General features: G+C 58.5%; 15 protein-coding genes and 8 pseudogenes. 9 read left to right on the top strand and 14 right to left on the bottom strand.

Annotated elements, in window-relative coordinates; translation table 11 throughout:
• Positions 1-23: 23 nt before the first annotated feature.
• Positions 24-326 carry a PIN domain-containing protein gene (locus L6637_RS43035; RefSeq protein WP_465251691.1) on the top strand — a complete coding sequence of 101 codons (303 nt, stop codon included), beginning with the start codon at positions 24-26 and terminating at the stop codon, positions 324-326.
• Positions 327-1,626: 1,300 nt separating this feature from the next.
• Here L6637_RS43035 and L6637_RS28655 read toward each other — a convergent pair.
• Positions 1,627-2,547 carry a nucleotidyl transferase AbiEii/AbiGii toxin family protein gene (locus L6637_RS28655; RefSeq protein WP_128929592.1) on the bottom strand — a complete coding sequence of 307 codons (921 nt, stop codon included), beginning with the start codon at positions 2,545-2,547 and terminating at the stop codon, positions 1,627-1,629.
• The gene (locus L6637_RS28650) at positions 2,534-3,331 is read right to left on the bottom strand and encodes a type IV toxin-antitoxin system AbiEi family antitoxin (protein WP_128929593.1); all 798 of its coding nucleotides are present in this window, start codon (positions 3,329-3,331) and stop codon (positions 2,534-2,536) included. The genes L6637_RS28655 and L6637_RS28650 overlap by 14 nt, the downstream gene beginning before the upstream one ends.
• A 315-nt stretch (positions 3,332-3,646) precedes the next feature.
• On the opposite strand from L6637_RS28650, the pseudogene L6637_RS28645 reads away from it, so the two are divergent.
• Positions 3,647-4,922 (top strand): annotated as a pseudogene (locus tag L6637_RS28645) (DUF2130 domain-containing protein).
• Between the two features lie 416 nt (positions 4,923-5,338).
• Here the strand turns inward: L6637_RS28645 and L6637_RS28640 are convergent.
• Positions 5,339-6,595, bottom strand: a pseudogene (locus tag L6637_RS28640) (AAA family ATPase).
• 80 nt (positions 6,596-6,675) lie between these two features.
• Between L6637_RS28640 and L6637_RS28635 the strand changes: the two are divergent.
• Positions 6,676-7,018, top strand: a pseudogene (locus L6637_RS28635) (transposase); the annotation flags it as partial.
• On the opposite strand, the gene L6637_RS28630 reads toward L6637_RS28635, so the two are convergent.
• The 7 genes and pseudogenes from L6637_RS28630 to L6637_RS28600 form a co-directional block, all read right to left on the bottom strand.
• The gene (locus tag L6637_RS28630; protein ID WP_164935606.1) at positions 6,928-7,323 is read right to left on the bottom strand and encodes an AAA family ATPase; all 396 of its coding nucleotides are present in this window, start codon (positions 7,321-7,323) and stop codon (positions 6,928-6,930) included. The pseudogene L6637_RS28635 and the gene L6637_RS28630 sit on opposite strands and share 91 nt — an antisense overlap.
• 129 nt (positions 7,324-7,452) lie before the next feature.
• On the bottom strand, positions 7,453-8,199 hold the full coding sequence (locus tag L6637_RS28625; protein WP_128929596.1) for a restriction endonuclease: 747 nt from the start codon (positions 8,197-8,199) through the stop codon (positions 7,453-7,455).
• Positions 8,200-8,250: 51 nt separating this feature from the next.
• Positions 8,251-9,257, bottom strand: a pseudogene (locus L6637_RS28620) (nucleotidyl transferase AbiEii/AbiGii toxin family protein).
• Positions 9,250-9,849 (bottom strand): DUF6088 family protein, encoded by a 600-nt coding sequence (locus L6637_RS28615; RefSeq protein WP_128955174.1) that lies wholly within the window; start codon positions 9,847-9,849, stop codon positions 9,250-9,252. Before L6637_RS28615 ends, L6637_RS28620 begins: the two are co-directional and overlap by 8 nt.
• A 179-nt stretch (positions 9,850-10,028) precedes the next feature.
• Entirely contained in the window at positions 10,029-10,445 is a 417-nt protein-coding gene (locus L6637_RS28610) for a hypothetical protein (protein WP_128929598.1), read from the bottom strand.
• Positions 10,446-10,503: 58 nt separating this feature from the next.
• Positions 10,504-11,697, bottom strand: a complete 1,194-nt coding sequence (locus L6637_RS28605) for a Fic family protein (RefSeq protein ID WP_128929599.1) — start codon at positions 11,695-11,697, stop codon at positions 10,504-10,506.
• Positions 11,698-12,102: 405 nt separating this feature from the next.
• Positions 12,103-12,927, bottom strand: a complete 825-nt coding sequence (locus L6637_RS28600) for a hypothetical protein (RefSeq protein WP_128929600.1) — start codon at positions 12,925-12,927, stop codon at positions 12,103-12,105.
• A gap of 56 nt (positions 12,928-12,983) precedes the next feature.
• On the opposite strand from L6637_RS28600, the gene L6637_RS28595 reads away from it, so the two are divergent.
• A complete protein-coding gene (locus L6637_RS28595) occupies positions 12,984-13,403 on the top strand; it encodes a GFA family protein (RefSeq protein WP_128929601.1) in 420 nt (139 codons plus the stop codon).
• Positions 13,404-13,455: 52 nt separating this feature from the next.
• Here L6637_RS28595 and L6637_RS42445 read toward each other — a convergent pair.
• A pseudogene (locus tag L6637_RS42445) lies at positions 13,456-14,178 on the bottom strand (CBASS cGAMP synthase); the annotation flags it as partial.
• Between the two features lie 313 nt (positions 14,179-14,491).
• On the opposite strand from L6637_RS42445, the gene L6637_RS28585 reads away from it, so the two are divergent.
• The 5 genes from L6637_RS28585 (at position 14,492) to L6637_RS28565 (ending at position 17,988) form a co-directional block, all read left to right on the top strand.
• Positions 14,492-14,683, top strand: a complete 192-nt coding sequence (locus tag L6637_RS28585) for a hypothetical protein (protein WP_128929603.1) — start codon at positions 14,492-14,494, stop codon at positions 14,681-14,683.
• Positions 14,684-14,923: 240 nt separating this feature from the next.
• Positions 14,924-15,181, top strand: a complete 258-nt coding sequence (locus L6637_RS28580; protein ID WP_128929604.1) for a hypothetical protein — start codon at positions 14,924-14,926, stop codon at positions 15,179-15,181.
• Between the two features lie 111 nt (positions 15,182-15,292).
• On the top strand, positions 15,293-16,093 hold the full coding sequence (locus tag L6637_RS28575; RefSeq protein ID WP_194408521.1) for an SAM-dependent methyltransferase: 801 nt from the start codon (positions 15,293-15,295) through the stop codon (positions 16,091-16,093).
• 15 nt (positions 16,094-16,108) lie between these two features.
• The gene (locus L6637_RS28570; protein WP_128929606.1) at positions 16,109-16,330 is read left to right on the top strand and encodes a hypothetical protein; all 222 of its coding nucleotides are present in this window, start codon (positions 16,109-16,111) and stop codon (positions 16,328-16,330) included.
• A complete protein-coding gene (locus L6637_RS28565) occupies positions 16,327-17,988 on the top strand; it encodes a hypothetical protein (protein ID WP_128929607.1) in 1,662 nt (553 codons plus the stop codon). Before L6637_RS28570 ends, L6637_RS28565 begins: the two co-directional genes overlap by 4 nt.
• Positions 17,989-18,217: 229 nt before the next feature.
• On the opposite strand, the pseudogene L6637_RS28560 reads toward L6637_RS28565, so the two are convergent.
• From L6637_RS28560 to istA, 3 pseudogenes are all read right to left on the bottom strand, one after another.
• A pseudogene (locus tag L6637_RS28560) lies at positions 18,218-18,668 on the bottom strand (hypothetical protein); the annotation flags it as partial.
• A 211-nt stretch (positions 18,669-18,879) separates the two neighbouring features.
• Positions 18,880-19,602 (bottom strand): annotated as a pseudogene (gene istB / locus L6637_RS28555) (IS21-like element helper ATPase IstB); the annotation flags it as partial.
• Positions 19,603-19,610: 8 nt separating this feature from the next.
• Positions 19,611-21,101, bottom strand: a pseudogene (gene istA, locus L6637_RS28550) (IS21 family transposase); the annotation flags it as partial.
• Positions 21,102-21,202 lie beyond the last annotated feature (101 nt).

Below are 21,202 nucleotides of genomic sequence, written 5' to 3'. Positions count from 1 at the left end.
GTCGAAGAGCTGTCCCCGGCAGAATTGACCCGCGCGACGACAGTCCGCGGCAACGCGCTCATCTCTCCACGCCGGACACGTTCGCGTTTGCCATCGCGGAGGCCCGCCAATGGACGCTTCTGACCGGCGACGGAGGGCTGCGCGAGTTGGCGACCTCGGTCGGGCTGCAAATGCACGGCGTGCTATGGATTTTCGACCAGCTCGCCGACGGCAACCACTGCGAACTGAGCCGACTGCACGCGGGTTTAACTGCCATTTCCAGGCATCCTCGCTGCCGGCTTCCAACGACGGAAGTTCGGCGACGACTGACCCGGTTCGGCGCGTGAACGATCCACCACGCCCCCCCCCCGAAGACGACCGCGAAAGCGCCGAGCTCACGCCAGAGGTCGTATCCATACCCCCTGCCCGCCGGGACGGTCTCTGGACCATCGAAACCGGCGGCGCAAAGTCAATAGGCGCAAAATCCCTCGACGCTCGGCCTAGGTCCCGAGGAGGTTGGACCATTCTCCTTCATCAAGAGGAAGAAGTTTCATTTTGCCATCAAGCCCGACATGCAACTCAGACCAAGGGCTGCTGTCGCCCTGGCGCGCCAGCTGTCGACGAGGGAGTTTTAGGTCGATGGCGCGATAGACTCTCGCACTTCAATGCTAACGAAGGGCAACATCGTTCCTGGCGAACGCGAACCTCATAGGCGGCTCGCCGCTTTCTATCGGTCGTAGTGTTTGCCGCCGGTGCTGATTTGATAAAGGGTCGCCGAATAAGGAAGACGCAGGAGAATGGGACCTTCCTTCGTGACCTTGCCGAGGACGGCAGCCTGGCACAGGAGGCTGACACCACCCATTGTTCGGTCGCAAAAGGCGTCCGCGCTGTCGATAAAGTTCAGCTTTGTAAGGCGAGCTATGACGACGGTCCGCCCCTCGGGTAACGCGCCAATAGGCTGGACAACAAAGATGGTGATGAACTGCGCGCCAATGATGAGCGCTAGAAGGAGCGCACCAATACCGAGTCAGGCTTTCACCCTCCCCTCCGTCTACCTTGAATAATCTATTTCGGCATACTCGGCGCCGACCCGGGTCGCCATGATCAGGCTTCTCACCCGAGGTGGCGAATCCGGCTTGCAACATCGACGCGCGTTCAGCGGATAGGCGCATCGCGCGCCTTTTCTCGAGCAAGCTACGATCGGCAAAGACGATGTGGGCAAATCTCGCCAAGCCTGCCTCGCGCATCTTCTTGCCGCCAGAGGCGGTGATAAAGACGAGAACGATATTGCGGTTCATGCCCTCAATGCGCAAATCCGACAAACACAACAGCGAGCATTTCTGAGCGTCTGCTGTTGGAATAGGTGGTAGCCATTTTGGCGGCCGCGTGTCGTATGGTGGAGACCATCATACCTCTAGCCACGGCGGGACTTACATCGGCGGCTCGGGCTCTTCTCATAAAGGCGGCTCCTACCGAAATCCAAGCACCGGAAACGTGTACGGCACGCATAGGTAGGCGCGTCCACTGTTCGATAGGCGGCTGAGCTGAAGCCCGCAAGCTCTGGGCTCGCTGGGTGGCGGGCGTACCCCAAAAATTCTCTCAACAAGTTGCTACGAGCGTGCTCGACTGAGATCCCCTCCTCCGACCTCAGGCATTGCGCAAGACCTTCTCGAGCTGCGCGACGAGCGTCGCCCTGTGCTCGGCAGGAAGCTTGTCCAGATTGATCTGCTTCCAGCGCACCGCCGGCAGGTCCGCTGCGTCAGGGACGCCTAGCAGGTTCCAATCCGGCTCGCCGCGCTTGAATCCCATGAGGAAGTCCTTGCGAGCTTGCCGCATTTTTCCCGCGATTTCGGCGATCAGCGTTTCCCGGGTTTTGAGCAACTCGTCCAGGGTCACTTCATCGGCGGTCATGCCCTCAAAGCCGTGCGTGAATTCGTGCTGGATGTCCTTGCGACGAGGAACCACGACCTCGGAGATCGGCCGGTCATGGCTGATGAGGTAGACAATGAACGCTTTGCGGAGATCGTCCGTGATGCCTTCGTTGGCGAGCAGATCGCGGACATCGAAGAGGTCGCGCGGATGCTGCCGGTCGAGCGCCGCGACAAGCTTGCCGGCGTATAGATCGGCGAACGAAACGACTTTCATCTGCGCGAAGCCGAACGTCTCTTCGACGCTCGGCGACACGTCGCGCAGCTCCGGCTCGAAGACGCAGCCCCTGATCACCGGCGTGATCTCGATCTTGATCTGCGCGTCGCCTTTCTGGACGGTCAGCTTGGTGACGATCTTTTCACGGGGATTGACGACTTCCGTCAGCCGCGCGCCCGGCAATCCTTTCCTTATGGCCTCTGTCATGCGCTTCATCGCCGCATCTATCGCCGCAAGAGATTCGGGACGCGGAGCCACCGGCAGATATGTCAGGTCGATATCGACCGATAGGCGCGGCATATCTCGGTGGAAGAGATTGATGGCGGTGCCACCCTTGAGCGCAAAATCGGGCTCCGCCGCGACGAACGGGATCGTCTCGATCAACAAGGCCACTTGATGCCGATATTTTTCAGACAGGGGCATTGAGGTCGTCTGGGATGGTTATGAGGTATTTGGTGTCGAGTTTGCCGCCCTTGACGAGCATGCGCTTTCCCGTGCCGAGATTGACTTTCGACTTGTCGATCTGTTTGAGCCAAGCGTGCTGATGTCGCTCCGCGAACCAGAAAAACAATCGTTTGACCTTGACGCTTTTGCAGTCGTTCAGAAGCATTTGCAGCCGCCGGGGGCTCAGGCTCCTCAAGCCTTCCGCCAGTGCATCGACGTGATGGAAGCTTTCGTGGCGGGGCAATTCGTCGAGCAGTTCGAGAAACGCGCGTTCGGGCGTCGATACCGTGAGAGGCCAGTCGAATGGTCCCGGTATTTCCCGCGTTGTCCCCGACTCTGATGTGGGCAGGCTCCCGTGCGTTTTGAACAGGCTTTGCGTGCGGTGAACGCGGAATTTCTGTTTGAGCGGAAGTTTGCCGAGCCAGCCGGGAGCAGACCGCGTTCCGTATAGATGTATGGTCGAAGGACCCGTCTGGCTCAGGTAGTGGCCGAAGCCTTGCACTTCGATGGCGGTGCGTCCGCCAACGACGAAGTCGGAGCCGAGCAATCGCTGGAGTGACACGACGGCGCCCTGCCAGGAGAGTTCACCGAGCGGGCGCTTGAAGGTTCCCCGCGCCGGCTGAACGAGCCAGCCGGCCGATACGTATTGGCTGCGCAAGCTGGTGGAATATCCATGTCGTTCCATCCAGGCGGCATCGACCAGAAGTCCCTGCGGAAGGGTCCTTTCGAGCCTGTTTAGCTTTCTGTCCTTTTGCTCAGCCATACTAAGTAAACTAGCGCATATTCAAACTATATCCAAGGTTTAAGTTCTATCCATTTCCCATGGCCAGACTAAGTAAAATCGTCGTCATACAAACTCACCTCGGGATCCAAAGTTGACGCGCGTTCCTATTTTGTTCTATTCTGGACTACATTCGTGCGAGGCTGCTCGTGCACGCGTTCGGGTAGATCGACGTGTCGGTGGAAAACCCGCCGGCCAAGGTCGAAATCGACGACGCGTATGTGGACATGAAGTCGAGCGACATCGCAATCACGCACAGATCATGTTGAATCCGGTTGCAACGATGATGGGGAATTCATGAGTTTCAAAGCAACCGGCGCTTCGCACGAGGCGACCCTACATTGCCCCAACTGCAATCACGAGATCCGTCTGACGGAGTCATTGGCCGCTCCCCTCCTCGCTGAAACCCGTCAGCGCTTTCAACAGCAGCTGGCCAGCAAAGATGCAGAGATGGAGCGTAAGACAGAGGCACTGCGGCTGGAACGCGAGCAGGTCGCTAAGGACCGCGAGCAAATCGAGGATCACGTTGCGAAGCGATTGACCGCCGAACGTGCCCAGTTGGTCGCGGCCGAAAGCAAGAAGGCGCGAGAGGCGGCCGCCGCCGAGCTGCAGGCGAAGGAAGCGGAAGCTGCGGAGCTGCGAGCCAACCTGCTTACCAACAACGCAAAGCTTGCCGAGGCCCAAAAACAGCAAGCCGAACTGATGCGACAGCAGCGCGCACTCGAAGAGGAAAAGCGCGAACTCGACCTGACAATAGAGAAGCGCGTGCAGGCCTCAATCAGCGAAATCCAGATCAAGGCCAGGCACGAAGCCGACGAGGCTGCGCGCTTGCGCGTTGCCGAGAAAGACCAGACCATCGAGTCGATGACGCGCACGATCGAGGAACTTAAGCGAAAGGCCGAGCAGGGATCACAGCAATCCCAAGGGGAAGTGCTCGAACTCGAGCTCGAAGATCTTCTGCGCGGACGCTTTCCGACAGATTCGATTGAGCCGGTGGGAAAAGGTGAGCTCGGGGCGGACGTAATTCAGCAAGTAAATGGTGCTATCGGCCAATCTGCCGGCATCATCCTTTGGGAAACTAAACGCACCAAGGCATGGAGTGACGTGTGGCTCGCCAAATTACGTGACGACCAGCGCCGTTCCGGCGCCGACGTCGCTCTGATCATCTCCCACGCGCTGCCGAAACAAATCGAGCAATTTGACCTCGTCGACGGCGTATGGGTGGCTCATCCGCGTTGCGCATTGCCGGTCGCCGTGGCGCTCCGCCAGGGTCTGATCGACGTGAGCAGCTCACGCCTCGTTCAGCAGGGCCAGCAGACCAAGATGGAGCAGGTCTATCACTACCTGACAGGCACGAAGTTTCGACAGCGGGTCGAAGCTGTCGTTGAGAAATTCAACGATATGCGCGAGGATCTCGACAAGGAGCGCAAGTTTATGGGCCGGCCAATGGGCCAAGCGGGAAACCCAAATCCTGGCCGTCATCGATTCGACCGTGGGCATGGTCGGCGACCTGCAGGCAATTGCCGGCAAGGCCATGCCGGAGATTCCCAGCCTAGATGCTCCGCTGTTGTAGAACGCTGTCGAGGCCGAACGGAAAACTGGGTGATCCGTCCCCTACCCTCTTTGCGCTGCATCCAGCGATTGGGCTCGATCGCCATTGATGGCGAATACTAAAGCGGAAAACGATCAGCTGTTGCGACGATAGATAAAGGTGACCGGCTTCAAACGGTCGTTCTCTGGCTTCCACGGACGCTGCAAGTCGATCTTTCCCCCTGATTTCTTGCGTCGGCCCAAGGTGATACCGTGAAGGACAAACAGCACGCAGTCGTGCAGTGGATTCTGCGCGTGCCCTTACTTCGTTCGCCGTCAGCACGATCTGCTCACCAGCCGTCGTGGTCTAGTCGGCCAGGCAACAAGGTCCTTGCCTCCGAACTGGACCACTTTAGCATAGCTGTGTTCTTTGCGCCGGGTTGGAACTGCGACAAGGGTTCATCGGCATAGTCGTTGCAGCCCAGCCAGATGGGTAGGGTCTACGGCCTCCATCATCGCGATCAAGGCCGCCGTGGCAGCCTTACTCTCCTCCAGCGTCATAGAGGAAAACCCGATTAGGTCATCGATGTTATCGGAGTGCGATTCCAGTTGCACGAGACGTTCCAGCGCGGCCAGGCGCTCGCCGTCGAGCGTAGCATGATCTTTTCGCAACTGGCCCATCTTCGAAGCGAAACCTGCACTTCCCGGGCACCGGAACGCTAAGAAAACGTCGAGCACTCGCCGAAGTACATTCGGCATCATGTAGGCGTATTCGTAGTCTGGATCTGCGCTGGCGTTGAACTTCAGGACGTGATCCACCAAGTAGTGGTATTCAGACTCATCCTCACGGAGCAGCTTTGACATCTCAACAATAGCTGTTGAGCGTCCGTCCAGCCCTTTTGGAATTTTGACATCTAAAAACAGGAGGCTTGCCGTAGGCGGGGTCGCTTCGTTGCGAGGTTTGTGGAAACCCTTCCAGGCTTTCTTGAACTCGTTCATGCAGTTTTGGTTGTGTGTCAAAACGAACACCTGAGCTGCATTCCCAAGCCGACTTAAAAGAAGGGAACACGCTTAGTTCAACGCTCTGCTGTCCAGGCTAGAAATCGGATCATCCACGACGAGGATACGGTCCTTGATCGAACGCCCTTCAGCCTCAAGCCTTGAAAGGAAATAGCAGAGTGCGATCGCCGTCTTCTCCCCTTCGCTAGGACTGCTGTCTATCGGCCTACCGCGACGGTGGATTTCATAGCCTTTTTCTACGCTTGCAATAGAAAGTTCCTTGTGGCCAAGGTAGGCCTCGATCAAGCGATTGATTTTCTCCGCAGCCTGACCGTGCTCTTTGATCCGAGATCGCAAGTCCGTGGCTTGCTCTTGAAGTTGATTGTAACTGAGCGTCCTAGCATCAACGTCCGTTTTGGCTTCGCTCACCGCGTCGCACGCGTTCTGAAACTCCTGGGATTTGTCAGCCAAATGGTGGCGCCTCAGAGCAAGACGGGCTTCATCCTGCCGTTGGGTGAATTGCGCGAAGGTCTCGTTGTGCTGCTTGATGGCAGCGTTGAGCGTGCCCACCCAGGCGTTTACCAAGCCCAACGTCACGGCGATCGTCTCGTCGTCGTTCCACGCCAGTTCCTCCCGTAGCGCAATTGTCGGTCGGGCTAACTTTGCGTCGATGGCGGCAACCGCCGGACTGAGAACTGTCTCGACCGCTTCTAGCAGGCTGCTGAAAAAGTCGTTTCGTGAGGCGGCTGGAGTGTGATTCTGTGCATGCGGTTGATTCCTTTCGATTGAGGAACGGGATGCGCGGCGAAGATGAGCATGCGGAACGCCTTTTTAGCTACGTGCGGCTGGAGACCCGGATCCCGGCGGACCATCCGCTGCGAGCGATCCGGGAACTCGTTGATGCGGCGCTGAAGGATTTGTCGCGGTCGTTTGATCGGCTGTATGCCCGCGAAGGACGGCCATCGATCCCTCCGGAGCGGCTGTTGCGAGCGCTGTTGCTGCAGGCGTTCTACACGGTGCGGTCGGAACGGCATGATGGAGCAGCTTGACTACAACCTGCTGTTTCGCTGGTTCGTCGGCTTGTCTGCGGACGATTCGGTGTGGGACGCGACCGTGTTCTGCAAGAACCGCGATCGGCTTCCCTGCCGCAGCTCTGTTGAGACTGTACGAGCATGCGCACGCTTGAAGTTTGCTAGCTGTTGCTCCTTTGCGCGAAAGAGCGCTTCTGCCGCGATCTTGCGTTCGTTGGCAACCGGTAGCGCTGCCTCCTTCTTTGCAAGCTCGGCGGCTAACTCGGCCTGTTCTCGGCCGATGTAGAAGACGGGTTTGGCCCGACCAGCCGACCATTGCAGATTCAGGTCGATGAAATCTTCATTGAAGACTGCAAGGCGATTGCTCAAGCTATTGCCCGCACCCGCCTTTACCGTCGTTCCTTCGCTTGTCACAAACTCGAACTCGCAACCAGCGGGTACCCGCAGCTATACCCGCTACATGCGTGTCGCTAAGCTGAAGTCGGTCTGATCAGTCGGAGACCGACACTGCTTCAACTGTTCGACAGATGGTTCAATGCTGGCTTACTTGTTGCGATCTCTGACCGCGCGGAATTTCGCAATCGCCGCTTCTCCATGGTGAAGTGTGGCGTCGAGAAGATCGCGATAACCCACGGCGCTCATGATATCCGTGGGAAGCCCCTTATACTTCTCGGTGGGATCGGGAATATTCTTGAGCGGCAGCGGTGGATAACTGCTATGGCGGAGAATCCTCGAATAAGTAGCCATCGACATCGCGAACCAGCCGAGGGGATCGAGCTCATCCTTCAATTGAAGATATTCGTTTTGATCGGCCTCAGGCCAATGGGGAAACGAGGGCGGCAGGAACGGCTCGGAAAAGCCCATCAGCGGATCGAGCTTCGCTGTGATCACCGGAGTGAAACAATTTTCGAGCCAACTCGGCTCGAACGCGTTCTGAAACTGATCCCAGGTGACCAACTCGACATTTGTCATCTGCGCGGCATCGCGGGCTCCCGACTGAAAGCCCGAACTCGAGATGATGTAGCCCTTGTGGGCGCCGACATCCGTCATCACGCTGCGAAAGGAATGAACCACGGTTTGGGGAACGGCGGCCCTCCAATGCTTGCACCCACAAAGGATGATGTATTTTCGTCCTTTCAGAGTTTCCTCGGCATAGACGTCGATTTCCGCTTGGCCACGAACAAGCTTCACCTTTTTTTCGATTTCGACGGCAAACCCGCATTCCGCCAAGATGCGTGCGGACTGTTCCTGAAGATCTTGCCAGCTTGAGGGGGTTCTCGATGTGATCATGCGAAAGGCGATTGAATGAACATAGCCGACGATGGACAGGGCGGCGGCGCATCAATGTCGCTCGTTGGCACGCTTCTGCAAATCTGCGCAGCGCATCATCAGACCGGCAAAAGGCATGGCGTCGCCGAGAAGCAAACCGGCATCGACCATCTTCTGATAGTCGGCCTCAAGTTCTTTGCGCATTTCACCGTCAGGGACGAGCTGGAGTTTGCCGGAAACGGCGGCATGATAGTCAATCACGTTGCCGTCCCGATCTTTTGTGCGAAAGAATTTGCTTTTCCAGTCGGCGACTTCGTTTGCGAGATCCTGATCGTCGAATGCAGCCTTGGCATAGCCAGCATCATCAAGCTTCACAAGGTCATGCCAATGGCGGGAGATGCGATCGCCTTTGATGCCTTGGGCGCAAAGGACGTGGACGGCGGTGGCTTTCTCCCAGAAGGTGCGCTGAGGCAGCATGATCTTGGGCGCCGCTGCCGAAAACGATAATTCCGGCAGATAAGATGCTGCGTCGCATGTGACCTGGCGTATCTCGGCCGGCTCGCCGGTTGATCGAGCACCGAATTCGAGTTTGACGGACGGCGCTACATATTCGGAACCTTCGGAGACTTGGTGATAGTCGATATAGATCACATCCGCATCGACGCGGAATTTTACATTCACACCCGTCGCCGCGGCATGTTGCTGTAGAACCGGCAGGGCTTCATCTTTGACCCACACGACTAACTTTTCGCGCGCAGCCTTCGTCCATTTGTCGGCTTGGGCGCGTGTCTCGGGTATCGGGTGATCGCCTTTGGCGAGTTCGGGAATGATCTGACGAACGTCGTAGGTGAGATCGATATCTTCGGAGAAGCGCTGGATGATGCCATAACCTTTTGAGAGCGAGGTGCCGCCCTTGAAAACGAGATGTTCGCCGAGCTTCGTTTCAAACAGGCCCTGCAAGGCCCATACGACCCAACTATCTTTTTCAAGCAAATGAATGGGTCGGCTGAGGCGGTGGCAGCAACGCCAAGTGCCTCAAGCCGATCTTCGGCAGAAAACGTCAGAAAGGATTCAGCCATAGCTTAGCAGCGATTGGCTGATCGATTTTGACATCCACGCAGGCAGAGCGGGGCGCACGGCGATGAGGTCTTGCAACGTTTCCGCCGACAATTTCTGCTTAAGGACCCGCAGCGCATCGTTCGCTTGCCGTTTGCCGAGCCATTCCAAGGCGCGAATGGCTTGCCCGGCAGCCGGCTTTGCCGGAAACAGCATCCATTCTGGCGCATGCTTCACCTCAACGGTTTGTGCGCCGAGCTTAAGCTCCCGGTCAGGACCAGACGTCAGATAGACGAGTTTCGTTGGCACCTGGGTCGTAAGACCAAGTGCGTTTGCAGCTGCTGCCCCGTGCGGGACGATTGTTTCGGCACGCGTGGCAGCGAGCGCTTGGACGACTTTCTCCGCTTGCGGTGCGCGTACACCGAACCGGGTTTTGACCGGCAGGACGTAGAACCCATGAGCAAGGCGCATCAGCTCGTTGCGCTCAGAAAGCCTTTTCAGAGCTTGATCGACCGCTGCACGGCTCCCCAAATGCAAAGCATCCTTAGCACCAATCAAGGCGCCTTCGGGCAATGTTCGGGCATATTCCAGAATGCGCTCAGCTACGGTCTGCATGCCCCTCCTCCTATCTGTCAGAAATAGATAGTGATTTCTGACAGCCTGCAATACTTAGCATGCTTGCCAAGCAAAATCAGCAGGTTAGCTGCTAAATTCATCAAGCAGGTAGGTCGAAACACGCTGGATTTTGTTCCCGAGCGGGCTGATGGATCGCACGCCCGCACCCTAAGATAGTGTCATGAGGAATCCGTCACGCAAGCTAATTCACCGAGGTTCCGATGACCCGAATTGATCGTTACTCGCTGGCTGTCGTGCCGCTCGAACAGCTCTTCAATGAAGAGAGCCTGGACATTGCCATGGGTTTTATTTGGAGCCGAAACGGACGTTTCTATTTGGTCACGAATTGGCACGTCATCACATGCCGGCGATTTCCGACTGGCGAAAACTTGCATAGCCAAGGCGCGCGGCCGAACAGGTTGCGCGTCTTGTTCAATCTGGGATTTCAGCAATTTGGAAAGCAGGAGCACCTGATAACGATACGTGACGACGACTCTCGCCCTTGCTGGCTGATCCACCCGAACCGGAATGTCGATGTCGCTGTGAGGGGGCAGTTTTCCATGGCGCGCGACATGTTTCCTGCGCTCCCGCGGCATTACGGGTGTCTGGGCGCGCTCAGGGGCGTAACGAGTCTCCTACCACTCACTCCCGCAATCACGTTTCCGGGAACAATCGCGGAAACAGCACATCCAAGGCCTCAACCGGAAAGCGGAGCGATACCGCGCCCTTGGGCGTGTCTGATCCGAGCACGCCGTCGGCAAGCACGTCAGCAAGCACGCGACGCGCGGTGCGCTCAGGCAAACCCGTTATCCGGGCGACGTCACCACGCTCGAACTGCCCGCGAACCAGCGCCTCTTCGAGGAGGCGCTTTGCTTCTGGCTTGAGCGTGTCGCTGCGTTCGACATAGGTGTTTAAGCGCGAGCCTAGGTTATCAAGCTCAAACAGCCCGTCCATGAACTTCACCTGATCAAGACAGACCTGGAGAAACCATAGAACAAACTCGTTGAGCGCCTTCAGCGAAAGATTGCCCCGTCCGTCGAGGTCTCCCTGTCGTGACGAGTCCGCCATATCCATCATGCGCTTGTACTCGCTCGGCGATTTGAGGCCTCGGGCGAGGCCGCGCGAAATCGACCATAACCCGTGTGAACCGATGCCGGCCAGCTGGGCCATAGCGTGGCTCATCAAGCGGCTAACGCGGCCGTTTCCGTCAGGAAACGGATGGATGTAGTTGAAGCGGTGATGCGCCGCAGGGATCGCCATGATTCGGCCGGCTGTTTTCAGCGGCCTGAAGGCGTAGCGTTGCTCGAAATAGCGCATAAAGTCGTCAACACGCTCGCTAGATGGCGGAACGTGACGGCCTATCGCAACATCATGCTCAGGCTTCGACCGCCATTCGCCGGGCACCATCATAAAGGTCGTGTCGTTGCCGCGGATTTGGAGCATATCGCCCGGCGCCCCTCGATAGAATTCACGATGCAACCACTTGATAAACTCCACTGAGGCCGGCTCACCGAGCTCGCTGTCGGCGGTAAGGCGATCGATCTCCGTCTGCACGCGTACATGTGCCGCGGCCTCCAGCTGAAGGTTGCGACGGCCCTCGTCTTGGTCAAGCTCCCCCTCGAGCGCGCGAGCAATGTCCTTTGGCCGCGTGTTATGGCCCTCGATGAGGTTGCTGTAGTAGGTGTTCATCAGCCGCACCAAGTTGGCAAGGTTCGCAGCTGTGCGCTGATGAAGCCCGACACCGAGCCTGGCCGAGGCTGCCGACAGGTCGGCAACCACATCCGCGATGGCCTCGGACGTTTCCTCAAGCCGCGCCGGCTCAATGCGCTGGGGTGTTTCTATCGCCATTGGCCGATCTTATCGCAAATTAACTAGCTGATTTTACGCATGAATTTCCAAATTACAACCGAATTTGGCCCATTTATTGGCCGATCTCCGATTGCGCTTTCGTGACCGCTGGAACTTTCATTCAAGGCATTGACTTTAAAGCATATTTTAGACCTTTAACGTTTCGATTGGCCGGTATTTTGGCCGGTCCTGCGATCTCTACATGAAAGGTTCTTCATAGGCAGTCCTCTCACCCAACGGCCCTCCTCGCTGGCCGGTACATACATATGCCTCGCCGCCCACTACGAAAAATACCAGTCCCGACGTACTGGGATGTTTATAATCTTCGCGCGACATATTCGGCAAACTCGCGCGCCGTGACGTGCGGATAGCGGCCATGACGGCGAGTGCTGCGCTGCGGCGTTCCTACCCGAGTTCGTGCATCGGCCACGGTCTTGGGCAAACGCCTGCGTGGCGCTGACCGATGACGGTAAGGAGGCCAAGTAAAGCGCTGCCGCAGACATCACGTTCGCCGATTTGAAGCGAGCCGGCGTCCGCTGGGGCCGCACTTGGGTCGATGCCCGCGTTACTGTCGTTCGAACCACTGTTGCTCCCCCGAGCGGTTACTCGCGCCCAGAAGAACACGTCGTCGAGGTAGTTCAACGGCAATATCTCGGAGAGTGTCACCCGGTCTCCGGGCTTCAATTGGACGCGCGCGGGCGAGTAGTAGGCGGATCCAGACTCGACGACCGGACAATCGGATCGGAGGTTGACTGCGATATCCGGGGAAAGCCTCGTGCCCATCAAGAATCCACGCTTATCTGCGTCGAGGAGTATCTGCAGAGTACTCAATCCGAAAGGCATGTCGGGCGTATTTTTGGCGAGCCGAGCCGAACGTTTTCCGAGAAAGACGCACCCTGAAACCGCGATTTCGATAGCATCTACGGCCGTGCTCGTCGGCCTGGTTCCGCCGAGCTCGGCCATGCTCGGAATGGCTTTTCGCGCGATCGGTGACGCGGTCGGACCGCTGAGGATCGATGCGAAGCGCGTCACCGGAATTGCGATGCCTTGCGTCGCGCTGCCCGGCTGGTTGGTCGCTTCGATCATAAGTCCGATCACCCGGCCATCCGAATCCAGCACCGGCGAACCGCTGTCCGATCGGACGTAGTCGCCGGACAAAGTTATCTTGTCGGCGGTCTCATCGAGAACGCGCGCGGCCTGGGCCGTCGCTTTCGCACTCTCCTCGCGCAACTAATCTGCTAGCCTAGTGCTTTGCAGTGAGTCTCGGACGACGATGGGGAATTACTATGGTCTACGCAAGGTGCAACTGTGGTGCAGTCATGCTCTCGCTCCCGGAAGAACCGTCCAAGATAGTCGTTGCTTGTCACTGCATCGACTGTCAACGTCGAACAGGTGCGCCGTTCGGCGTGGGAGCATATTACCCCGCGGAGGTTGTTACCGTCTCAGGAACTTCAAAAGAGTTCGCACATGCCGCTGCAAGCGGCGGGGAAATGCATAACTATTTTTGTCCGCAGTGCGGATCAACGGTCTATTGGAAAGTCACCAGCTTGCCTTCGATGATCGGTGTTGCAGTCGGCGCGATGGCAAATCCAAAGTACCCAGCTCCCGGCATATCGGTTTTTGAGAAATCGAAACACGACTGGGTTCAAATTGAGGGTGCCGTAAAGCACTTTCGGGAAAACTACCACCCGGAAAATTCAGGCTGAAATCTCGCCCCGCGCCGACGAGGTGATTGACGCGTCGAACTTGCGGTCCGAGGTCGGCCACCGCCTGCTTAAACCAATCTTCGAGCAGACGAGGGTCGGATTCGATCCACTTGCCTTCCCGAAGAGCGAGCCGGAGTTCGTCCTGATTGAGGCGCTCGTATATCTCGTCATCGAGCGTCTCTGCATCAAGAAACAGCGCGCTGTCAGCCCGCTTGGTCAATGCGGCGTCCTCGGCCAGCCGAACGAACTCCTGATCCGGGATCGCGTACAGCGGAAGGTCGATGTAAGCTTTGCTGTCGAGGACGACGCGGACGCATTTTTTGGCTCGTCTATCCAACGTCCATTTTCGTTTTTCGCAGAGCGGCGCAAGGACCGTCTCGACCAACCGGTAGTAACCTGCGGCCGCGATCACGGGGTTTCCCGTCTTGGCGAGAAACGAGACCGGAAGGTAAACGCCATCGTCGTAATCAATCTGCTGCGGCGGATGTGCCGGATCATTGAGCGTGCGATACGCGGGCGAGGCACTACCCTGCATACGGAACTTCAGACGCAATCGAGGTTCGGTCGCGCCCTTCCGAACGGCAGTCGTTTCCATAACCAAACTACGATCCGCGAAGCGTTGCCAATCCGAAAATCCAGCCTTAAGCGTCTCTCGGATCTCGTCACGTGCCTTGCGGAGCTTTCCCTCGCGCGGCTCCGGTACCGTGAGCCGGGCGAGATAGTCGTTCTCGGTCGCCGCGTCAGTGAATGCGCGATGCAAGTTGAGTAGAGCCATTATCACCCCCAAATCGAGCGGAATATCAACAAAATGTGGTGGGCTGCTGCCCAGACACGAGAGGTGACGTGAACAAATAGGGTCCCGCCGGAACGCGCCTTCTTTCCCAGTTAAAAATGCGAGAGGATTCGGTCTTCCGGTGGGCAAGCCGTGGTTTGTAACAAAACTTCAAAAAAATATAAGTGATTTCAATACGATCTGGCAGAGAGAGTGGGACTCACCCCCTTTCGGGGTCGCGGACCCCTTGTTTACAAGCCTAACCTTCATTTTCAGGGGTTCTTGTACGGCCGGTCCCACACCGAGGTGCTCCACCATGTCGAATTTCAAGATGCCCAAGCCGATCAAGCGACCGACCTCCGAGAACTACTGGATCCGCAAGAAGGTGCCCCTGGTCGGCAAGACCGAGCTCTGGGCCACTCTGGGGACCAAGGACGAACGCCAGGGCCAACATCAAGATCGGCGCCGTCAACGTGGCCATCGAGGCTCAATGGGCCCGCCTGCGTGACGGGGCTGCCCGGGCGGCGAACTCGACCGAGGTAAGTGGCGACCCGCGCCAAGCTCAAGAAGCCTCTGTTCTACGATCCGGAACGTCGTCGCGGCGGAACGGTCAGGGCATCCTCAATTCCACAAGCTCGCGGAGCGGATCGGCGAATGGGTTCACGGTCCCGGAATCAACATACCCTACGACGTGAAGCCCAACCACGGCTGGCGCCATCTGTTCAAGAGCGTGGCGAGGCACGTCAAGATGGACCGCGAGGTCGAAGGCTTCATCACCGGCCACCGTCCCAAGGACTCGAACGCGGGCAACGACTACGGAGACTGCTGGATCGAGACGATAGCGGCCGAGATCGAGAAGTACCCGCGCTACGACATCGCCGCTCTTGATCATCCCCCGGTGCCGCACAAGCGCCGCGGGCGGACCAACTTCGACGTCGCGATCGCGAAGGTGGCGAAGGAAGGGCGCAAGGCAGCACGCGCGAGCCGGAACTCTGGTGCTGGCTAGGCGACAGAGGAGAGCGGGTGGATGGGGCAAGCGGAATTCGCTTCCCAATTTCCGGATTTCTCCGGGCAGGAGTAGCGGATAGTGAAGGAACTGGGGTAAAAACGACCTGTGATGTCGCAAAGCTGTCCACCTTCGCCGGAGTACCCGCCGATCAAGACCGCCGATCTCTACCTCATCGGATGCGGAATCCTGCCTGCGCGAGACGTCACTTTGGAAGCGCTCTCGATCCTGCGTCAGGTGGTCTCATATACGACGCTGCCAAGCCCCAATCTCCGGTCGTTTCTCGAAAGCAACGGGCTTGATTTCGTCAACATCGAGCACCTCTACGAAAAAGGGAAAGAGCGAGCGAAGATTTACGCAGATGTCGCCGCCCATATTTTCGAAAAGGCGACCAGGGAGCGTCCGGTCGCGTATTTGACCTACGGGCATCCGATGTATCTCGACGAGCCCGTTCGTTTGATGATAGCCGGCGCACCGGCAAGAGGTCTGCGGACGCACGTCGTACCAGGTGTCTCATTCGTCGATTCCATCATCGCACGATTGCCGCTTGTGGTCGGCCCGGCCGGCTTCCAGGTCATCTCGGCCGATCCCTTGGTCGAAGGCACAGCCTCGATCAATCCGTGGCGATCGACCCTCGTCGCGCAAATCGGCAGCTTTCGGATCCCCACCGCAGACGGCGAGCAGGCATTGGCTCCCGCATTGCTGGCACCATTGATGGAGCGGCTGCTCGAGCAGTATCCCGCCGACCACCGCATAACTTTTTGCGACCTCGATGAGAGCGGCGCGGAGCCGCTGTTTCTGACCGTTCCGCTTTGCGCTTGGAGCCTGGCGGCGGATGGGGTAAATTACGCGACGACAATCTACATTCCGCCGATCGACCCCGCCAATGGCGGTCGCGAGAACGGCTTTTGAAACGGGACGTTTGCCATGACTACCGGCCCACTTGAGCGCGTGCTCGCCAGAGCGAAGGAGTTGCTGCTGACGGCGCCCGACGATTGCGCCCGTGAAATCAGAGCAATGCCGGAATTCACACAGCTGTCATCAGCCGAGCGGTCGGCTGTCGCGCAGTTGCCCGTGCGCGAGATCGCCGGTTTCCTGGCGACCGCCGATATCAGGCGTGTGGCGTCACGGAAGGCTGCGCAGGCTTGACGCAGACAGGTGAGCCCGAACAGGACTCACCCCCGCCGTACCGCGAAGTCTACGCGGCGGCGATTATGCCGTTCTTGTACCAACCCAATATTCATGAGTTTGGGGGATGCGGGAGCACGAAGCACTTCACGCGAGTAAAGTCTGAAAAAAAGACGGCCAAGGCAGCGACGTCCCCCCAGCAGACGCCCGAAGCGGCGACACCAAGCTGGGTCAAGGCATTCGGCAAAGCTAGAGACAACATCTACAAGGCGCAACCGGCTTGGCGCGAGGTCACTCAGTTCAGCATCGAGGTGCCGATCGAAAAATTCGACCTCTATAAACAAGAGCTTGAAGAGAAGCCTGATAGAGAGGAGGCTAAAAAGCCGCGGAAATTTCCGATTGAGAATCCTCGCTTCAGGGCGATCGTTTCACTCTTCCCTGGGACGGGCGTCGGCACGATCGCCTTCTGGCTGAAAATCGGGTCAATCCATGCGTGCGATGCTTTGCAAGCGGTTGACCTCTTCAAGCTGACCGACCCCGCTGCGGCTTTCGGCTGTCTGAAGGTGGCTCACAGGTCGACCCCCTTTGAGCAGGTCTCGGACCTTGCAAAATTTTACCTGCAGATGTTCCGGGAAGAATCTCCGGCCTTATTCACCGAGCCCCCCGAGCGTCCTGCGGTTCATCCCGAGCTGCGACGATGGAACGAGACCTATAGGCAAGTCTTGGAACGTGCCCGAGCCTACTGGGCCAGATTTCAAGAGAAGTATCCGGATCTTTCGCGCGACTTCAAGGAACCAAGTCAAGAGGGTGATGAACAAGACCCGTCTTTCTCCTATCCTTTCTTGTACGTTTCCTCCGTCGCGGACACGAGAAATGCGGCCGACCTCAAAGAGGGGAAAACAGGGCAGGAGATCGTTTCGATCAACAACCGCTACCGCCTCTTGGACCAAACCATTGCGGCCTCCGAGGTCGAACAGGCGTTCGAGGCCAATCTACTACAATACGACTATGGGGTGATCCTGGTCTCGCGTGCGAGCACGGTCGAAATCCATGCGGAGATGCCGTTCTCAAGGCCGAAGGCCGGGCAGACGGTGCAAGACTCGATTCTCGACGACCTCTTCCAGTTGATGCTCCTCGCCGAGGTCCCGGTCATGCAGTTGTTTTCGCTGCAGCACGTGAATTTACGACTAGGGAGCGATCTCGAGAACGTTCGGACCGAGTTGCATCCTAGGACTTGGCGTAACCCGCTCGCTGTAGCCTTAATTTCGCTGGTGGCTCTCTTTGTTGCAGTAGTCATCATTTACGCATCTGTGCGGGCATCGTGGCCGCTAACACTTTTGAGATGGCCAGCGAGGCTTTTGGAAGTTTGCGCTTCCATCCTCTTCTGGCTGTCGATCTCGGTGGTCGCTTTCAGCTTAGCAGAACCGCTTTGGCAGAATTTGCTGCAAAAGCGGAAGTTCATGAACTTGATCAGCCGCTTCGGCACTGTGTGGGTAGCCGGTGAAGTGATCTACGGTCGATTCAACGATGCCTACCAAAGCGCGTTTCCGATCGCCCAACTGACGAAGAGTTACGAACAGAAGCAGGCGACACTCGATTCGCTGCTTGAGTCCGGGTTCCGTCTATTCGTTACGGTCGTAGGCCTGCTGGTCGGGCTGTTCACTGCGCTTGTTCGATGAGCACAAAGGCGCCGGTCTCGTCTCAGCGAATCCTCCTCGCCGACGATGGCACAGAAAGCATCTTCTCGGCGCCGGAACGACCAAGCTCGCTTACAAAGCCGCACGCCTGATCGCCTGGGCAGACGACACTGGAGGCTCTTGCGGAGCAAGGGGTCGACCGCGCGCTCGACCTCGGTCCGGGACACGCGCTGGCCCAGATGATGCAGAGCACATTCCCCTCGATCCGATGTTATGCTTCCGACGGATTCCACAGCATCAATGGTCTGCGCGACTGGATCGCCTTCAGGAAAGCGATCTCGTCCTCGGACGCTGTCTCGCAGACGTCGATGTACCCAGGATTTGGACCGACCGTCGCTGCCGTCGCTCCCGCGATAGCCGCGCCTCTTGAGTAAATCCTTGAGATCGAACGGGGATTGCTCCGCCCACACCCGCAGCGTCGGCTTGCGGGCGGTCCCGAGCAGGAGCGCGAGAGCAGGCTCTCCTGTTGTCGGCAGGTCGATCGAGAGGATTTCCAATAAAGCGTGGCAATCGTCGACCGCGCGATGCGCATGGTGGAAGAGGCCGGCACCGTTCAACAGGTAGCCGAGACGCGACCCCTCGAAGCCATGCTTCCGCCAGTCGACCTCGGTAGCCGAGCATCCCCAAGCCTTCGTCTCGAAGACCGGCCAACAGCGCGCCGCCATCTCTGCTGCGAATTGCGCCAGCCACGGCAGATCATACCGCGGTTTCATGAAGAGCGGCGATTTGCCTGTCAATCGGCCTGCAAATTTGACCCCTCATCGGCGTCCAATTTTGACCCCTTCGTGCGGCGGGCTTTGCTGGTAGCGCTCGTCTCGTCGGAGCTGGCCGGGATAGCGGAGGCGAGACGAGCGCGGTGGCGTGATCGTCGTCTCGGCTCTTGAACCGCCAGCTATCGTTGCCGGTTTCGACAATGTCGCAGTGATGGGTCAATCGGTCGAGCAGCGCGGTGGTCATTTTGGCGTCGCCGAACACGCTCGGCCATTCGCCGAAGGCGAGATTGGTGGTCACGATGACGGAGGCGCGCTCATGGAGCCGGCTGACGAGGTGGAAGAGAAGCTGGCCACCGGACTGGGCGAAGGGCAAATAGCCGAGTTCATCCAGCACGATGAAGTCCATCCGGGTCAGATGCTCGGCGAGCCGTCCTTGCCGTCCGTTGCGGGTCTCGGTCTCGAGGCGATTGACGAGGTCGACGACGTTGAAGAAGCGGCCACGGGCACCGGATCGGATGCAGCTTCTGGCGATGGCAATGGCCAGGTGGGTCTTGCCTGTGCCGGTGCCGCCAACCAGCAAGACGTTGCGTTGTTGGGCGATGAAGCCGCCGCCAGCGAGATCATTGACGAGAGTCTGATTGATCGGCGTGCCGTCGAACTGGAAGTCGGCGATGTCCTTGGCCAACGGCAGCTTGGCAATGGTGAGCTGGTATTTGATCGACCTGGCTTGCTTCTCGTTGATCTCGGCGTTGAGCAGGTCGCCGACAATGCGCTGAGGTTCGTGCTGGCGCTTGACGGCAGTTGCCATGATCTCGTCGAAGGCAGCCTTCATGCCGTAGAGCTTGAGTTCGCCCATGAGGTCGAAGATTTGGGTTCGTTCCATCAGATGGTCCTCCGGAGGTTGTCGTAGCGGGCACAATCGGCGATCGGCGCATGACGGAGCGTCAGTGCGGCCGGCGTCATGATGTTGGCCGGTGGGGCGGGTTCACGTTGACGGGCCAAGATATTGAGCACGACATCGGCGGAATGGACGCTGTGACTGAGCGCTTCGGCACAGGCCGCTTCCACCGCGGGCAGACCGTCAGTCAGCACCGCGTTGAGGATGTCGATCATTTGCCGATTGCCATCGTCCGTGCTGGCAAGTTTGCGCCGGATCCGCTCGATCGCGGCCGGCAGCACCCAGTCTTTGAAGGGAGCACCGTTGCGCAAGGCGCCGGGTTTGCGGGCGAGCACCGGCACGTAATGCCAGGGGTCGTAGACGGTATCGCCGCGGCCAAAGGATCGCGGGTGCTCGGCAACGATGCGTCCATCCTGACGGATCACGATGCGATCGGCATAGGCTTGAACCTCGACCGGCCGTCCGACTGCGCTGGCTGCGACCGAGTACTTGTTGTTGTCGAAGCGCACCAGGCAGGTCTTCGAGACCGATGCCGTCACCGCATGGAAGCCGTCGAAGCGGCCAGCATAGGGAACGAGTTTGGGGCGTTCGGCTTCGAACACTTCCCAGATCGTCTGATCGACCAGCTCCGGATGGCGATGAGCCTTGGCGTAGGCGATGCATTTGTCGAGCAGCCAGGCGTTTAACTCGTCGAGGTTTTTGAACCGCAGCCGCGGCGTGAAGAAGCGTTCCCTGACCAGCCCGACCTGGTTCTCGACCTGCCCCTTCTCCCAGCCCGACGCTGGCGTGCAGGCGACCGGATCGACCAGATAGTGGCTGCACATCTGCAGGAAGCGGCGATTATAGAGACGCCCTTTACCGACGAAGATCGTCTCTACGGCGGTCTTCATGTTGTCATAGATGCCGCGGGTGCAGGTGCCTTTGAACAGCGCGAACGAACGGTCGTGGGCGTCGAACACCATCTCCTGCGTCTCCCGCGGATAGGCCCGCACGAACAGCATGCGGCTGTGACAGAGCCGAACATGGGCGGCCTTCACCATCACCGTGGTGCCGCTCAGCAAGACCACCTCGTGGCTCCAGTCGAACTGGTAAGCTTCGCCTGGGGCAAAACTCAGCGGGACATAAGCGGCTGCGGTCGATTGCCCGCGTTCCTTGCTCCAGCGCCTGGCGTAACGCCGCACCGCATCGTAACCGCCGTCGTAGCCGCGGCGGCGCAGCTCTTCGAAGATCCGGATCAACGTCAGCTGTTCACGAGCCGGTTTGGCCGCGTTCGCCGCCAGCAATCCGTCAAGCTCTACTGCCCATCGGCCCAGCTTTGGCCGCGGCTGCACCTGCCGCTCGTACTCGAAGGAGGTCTCTCCCGACCTCAGCACCTTCCGGACCGTGTTCCGCGACACCTTCAGGTCACGGGCGATCTCCTTGATCGTCTTGCCCTTGATGAAGTGCTCGCGCCGGATCCGGGCAATCGTCTCCACGATCAGCATCCCCCACCACCTGCTTCGTTCCAAAGCAGGCAGCGCAACAGACCAATCTGTAGGGGGTCAATTTTGGACGCCGATCCCCCGGCTTAGGGGGTCAATATTGC

Source organism: Bradyrhizobium zhengyangense (genome assembly GCF_022012435.1).
Taxonomy (GTDB): domain Bacteria; phylum Pseudomonadota; class Alphaproteobacteria; order Rhizobiales; family Xanthobacteraceae; genus Bradyrhizobium; species Bradyrhizobium zhengyangense.
Note: the sequence above shows the minus strand (reverse complement) of the source record. Positions and strands in the feature narration are given on the sequence as shown.

Coding starts and splice junctions, on each gene's coding strand:
- L6637_RS28575 (WP_194408521.1), top strand. CDS start 15,293: ATGTCGCAAAGCTGTCCACCTTCGCCGGAGTACCCGCCGATCAAGACC.
- L6637_RS28610 (WP_128929598.1), bottom strand. CDS start 10,445: ATGCCGCGGGAGCGCAGGAAACATGTCGCGCGCCATGGAAAACTGCCC.
- L6637_RS28650 (WP_128929593.1), bottom strand. CDS start 3,331: ATGGCTGAGCAAAAGGACAGAAAGCTAAACAGGCTCGAAAGGACCCTT.
- L6637_RS28615 (WP_128955174.1), bottom strand. CDS start 9,849: ATGCAGACCGTAGCTGAGCGCATTCTGGAATATGCCCGAACATTGCCC.
- L6637_RS28580 (WP_128929604.1), top strand. CDS start 14,924: ATGGACCGCGAGGTCGAAGGCTTCATCACCGGCCACCGTCCCAAGGAC.
- L6637_RS28585 (WP_128929603.1), top strand. CDS start 14,492: ATGTCGAATTTCAAGATGCCCAAGCCGATCAAGCGACCGACCTCCGAG.
- L6637_RS28570 (WP_128929606.1), top strand. CDS start 16,109: ATGACTACCGGCCCACTTGAGCGCGTGCTCGCCAGAGCGAAGGAGTTG.
- L6637_RS28605 (WP_128929599.1), bottom strand. CDS start 11,697: ATGGCGATAGAAACACCCCAGCGCATTGAGCCGGCGCGGCTTGAGGAA.
- L6637_RS28625 (WP_128929596.1), bottom strand. CDS start 8,199: ATGATCACATCGAGAACCCCCTCAAGCTGGCAAGATCTTCAGGAACAG.
- L6637_RS28595 (WP_128929601.1), top strand. CDS start 12,984: ATGGTCTACGCAAGGTGCAACTGTGGTGCAGTCATGCTCTCGCTCCCG.
- L6637_RS28655 (WP_128929592.1), bottom strand. CDS start 2,547: ATGCCCCTGTCTGAAAAATATCGGCATCAAGTGGCCTTGTTGATCGAG.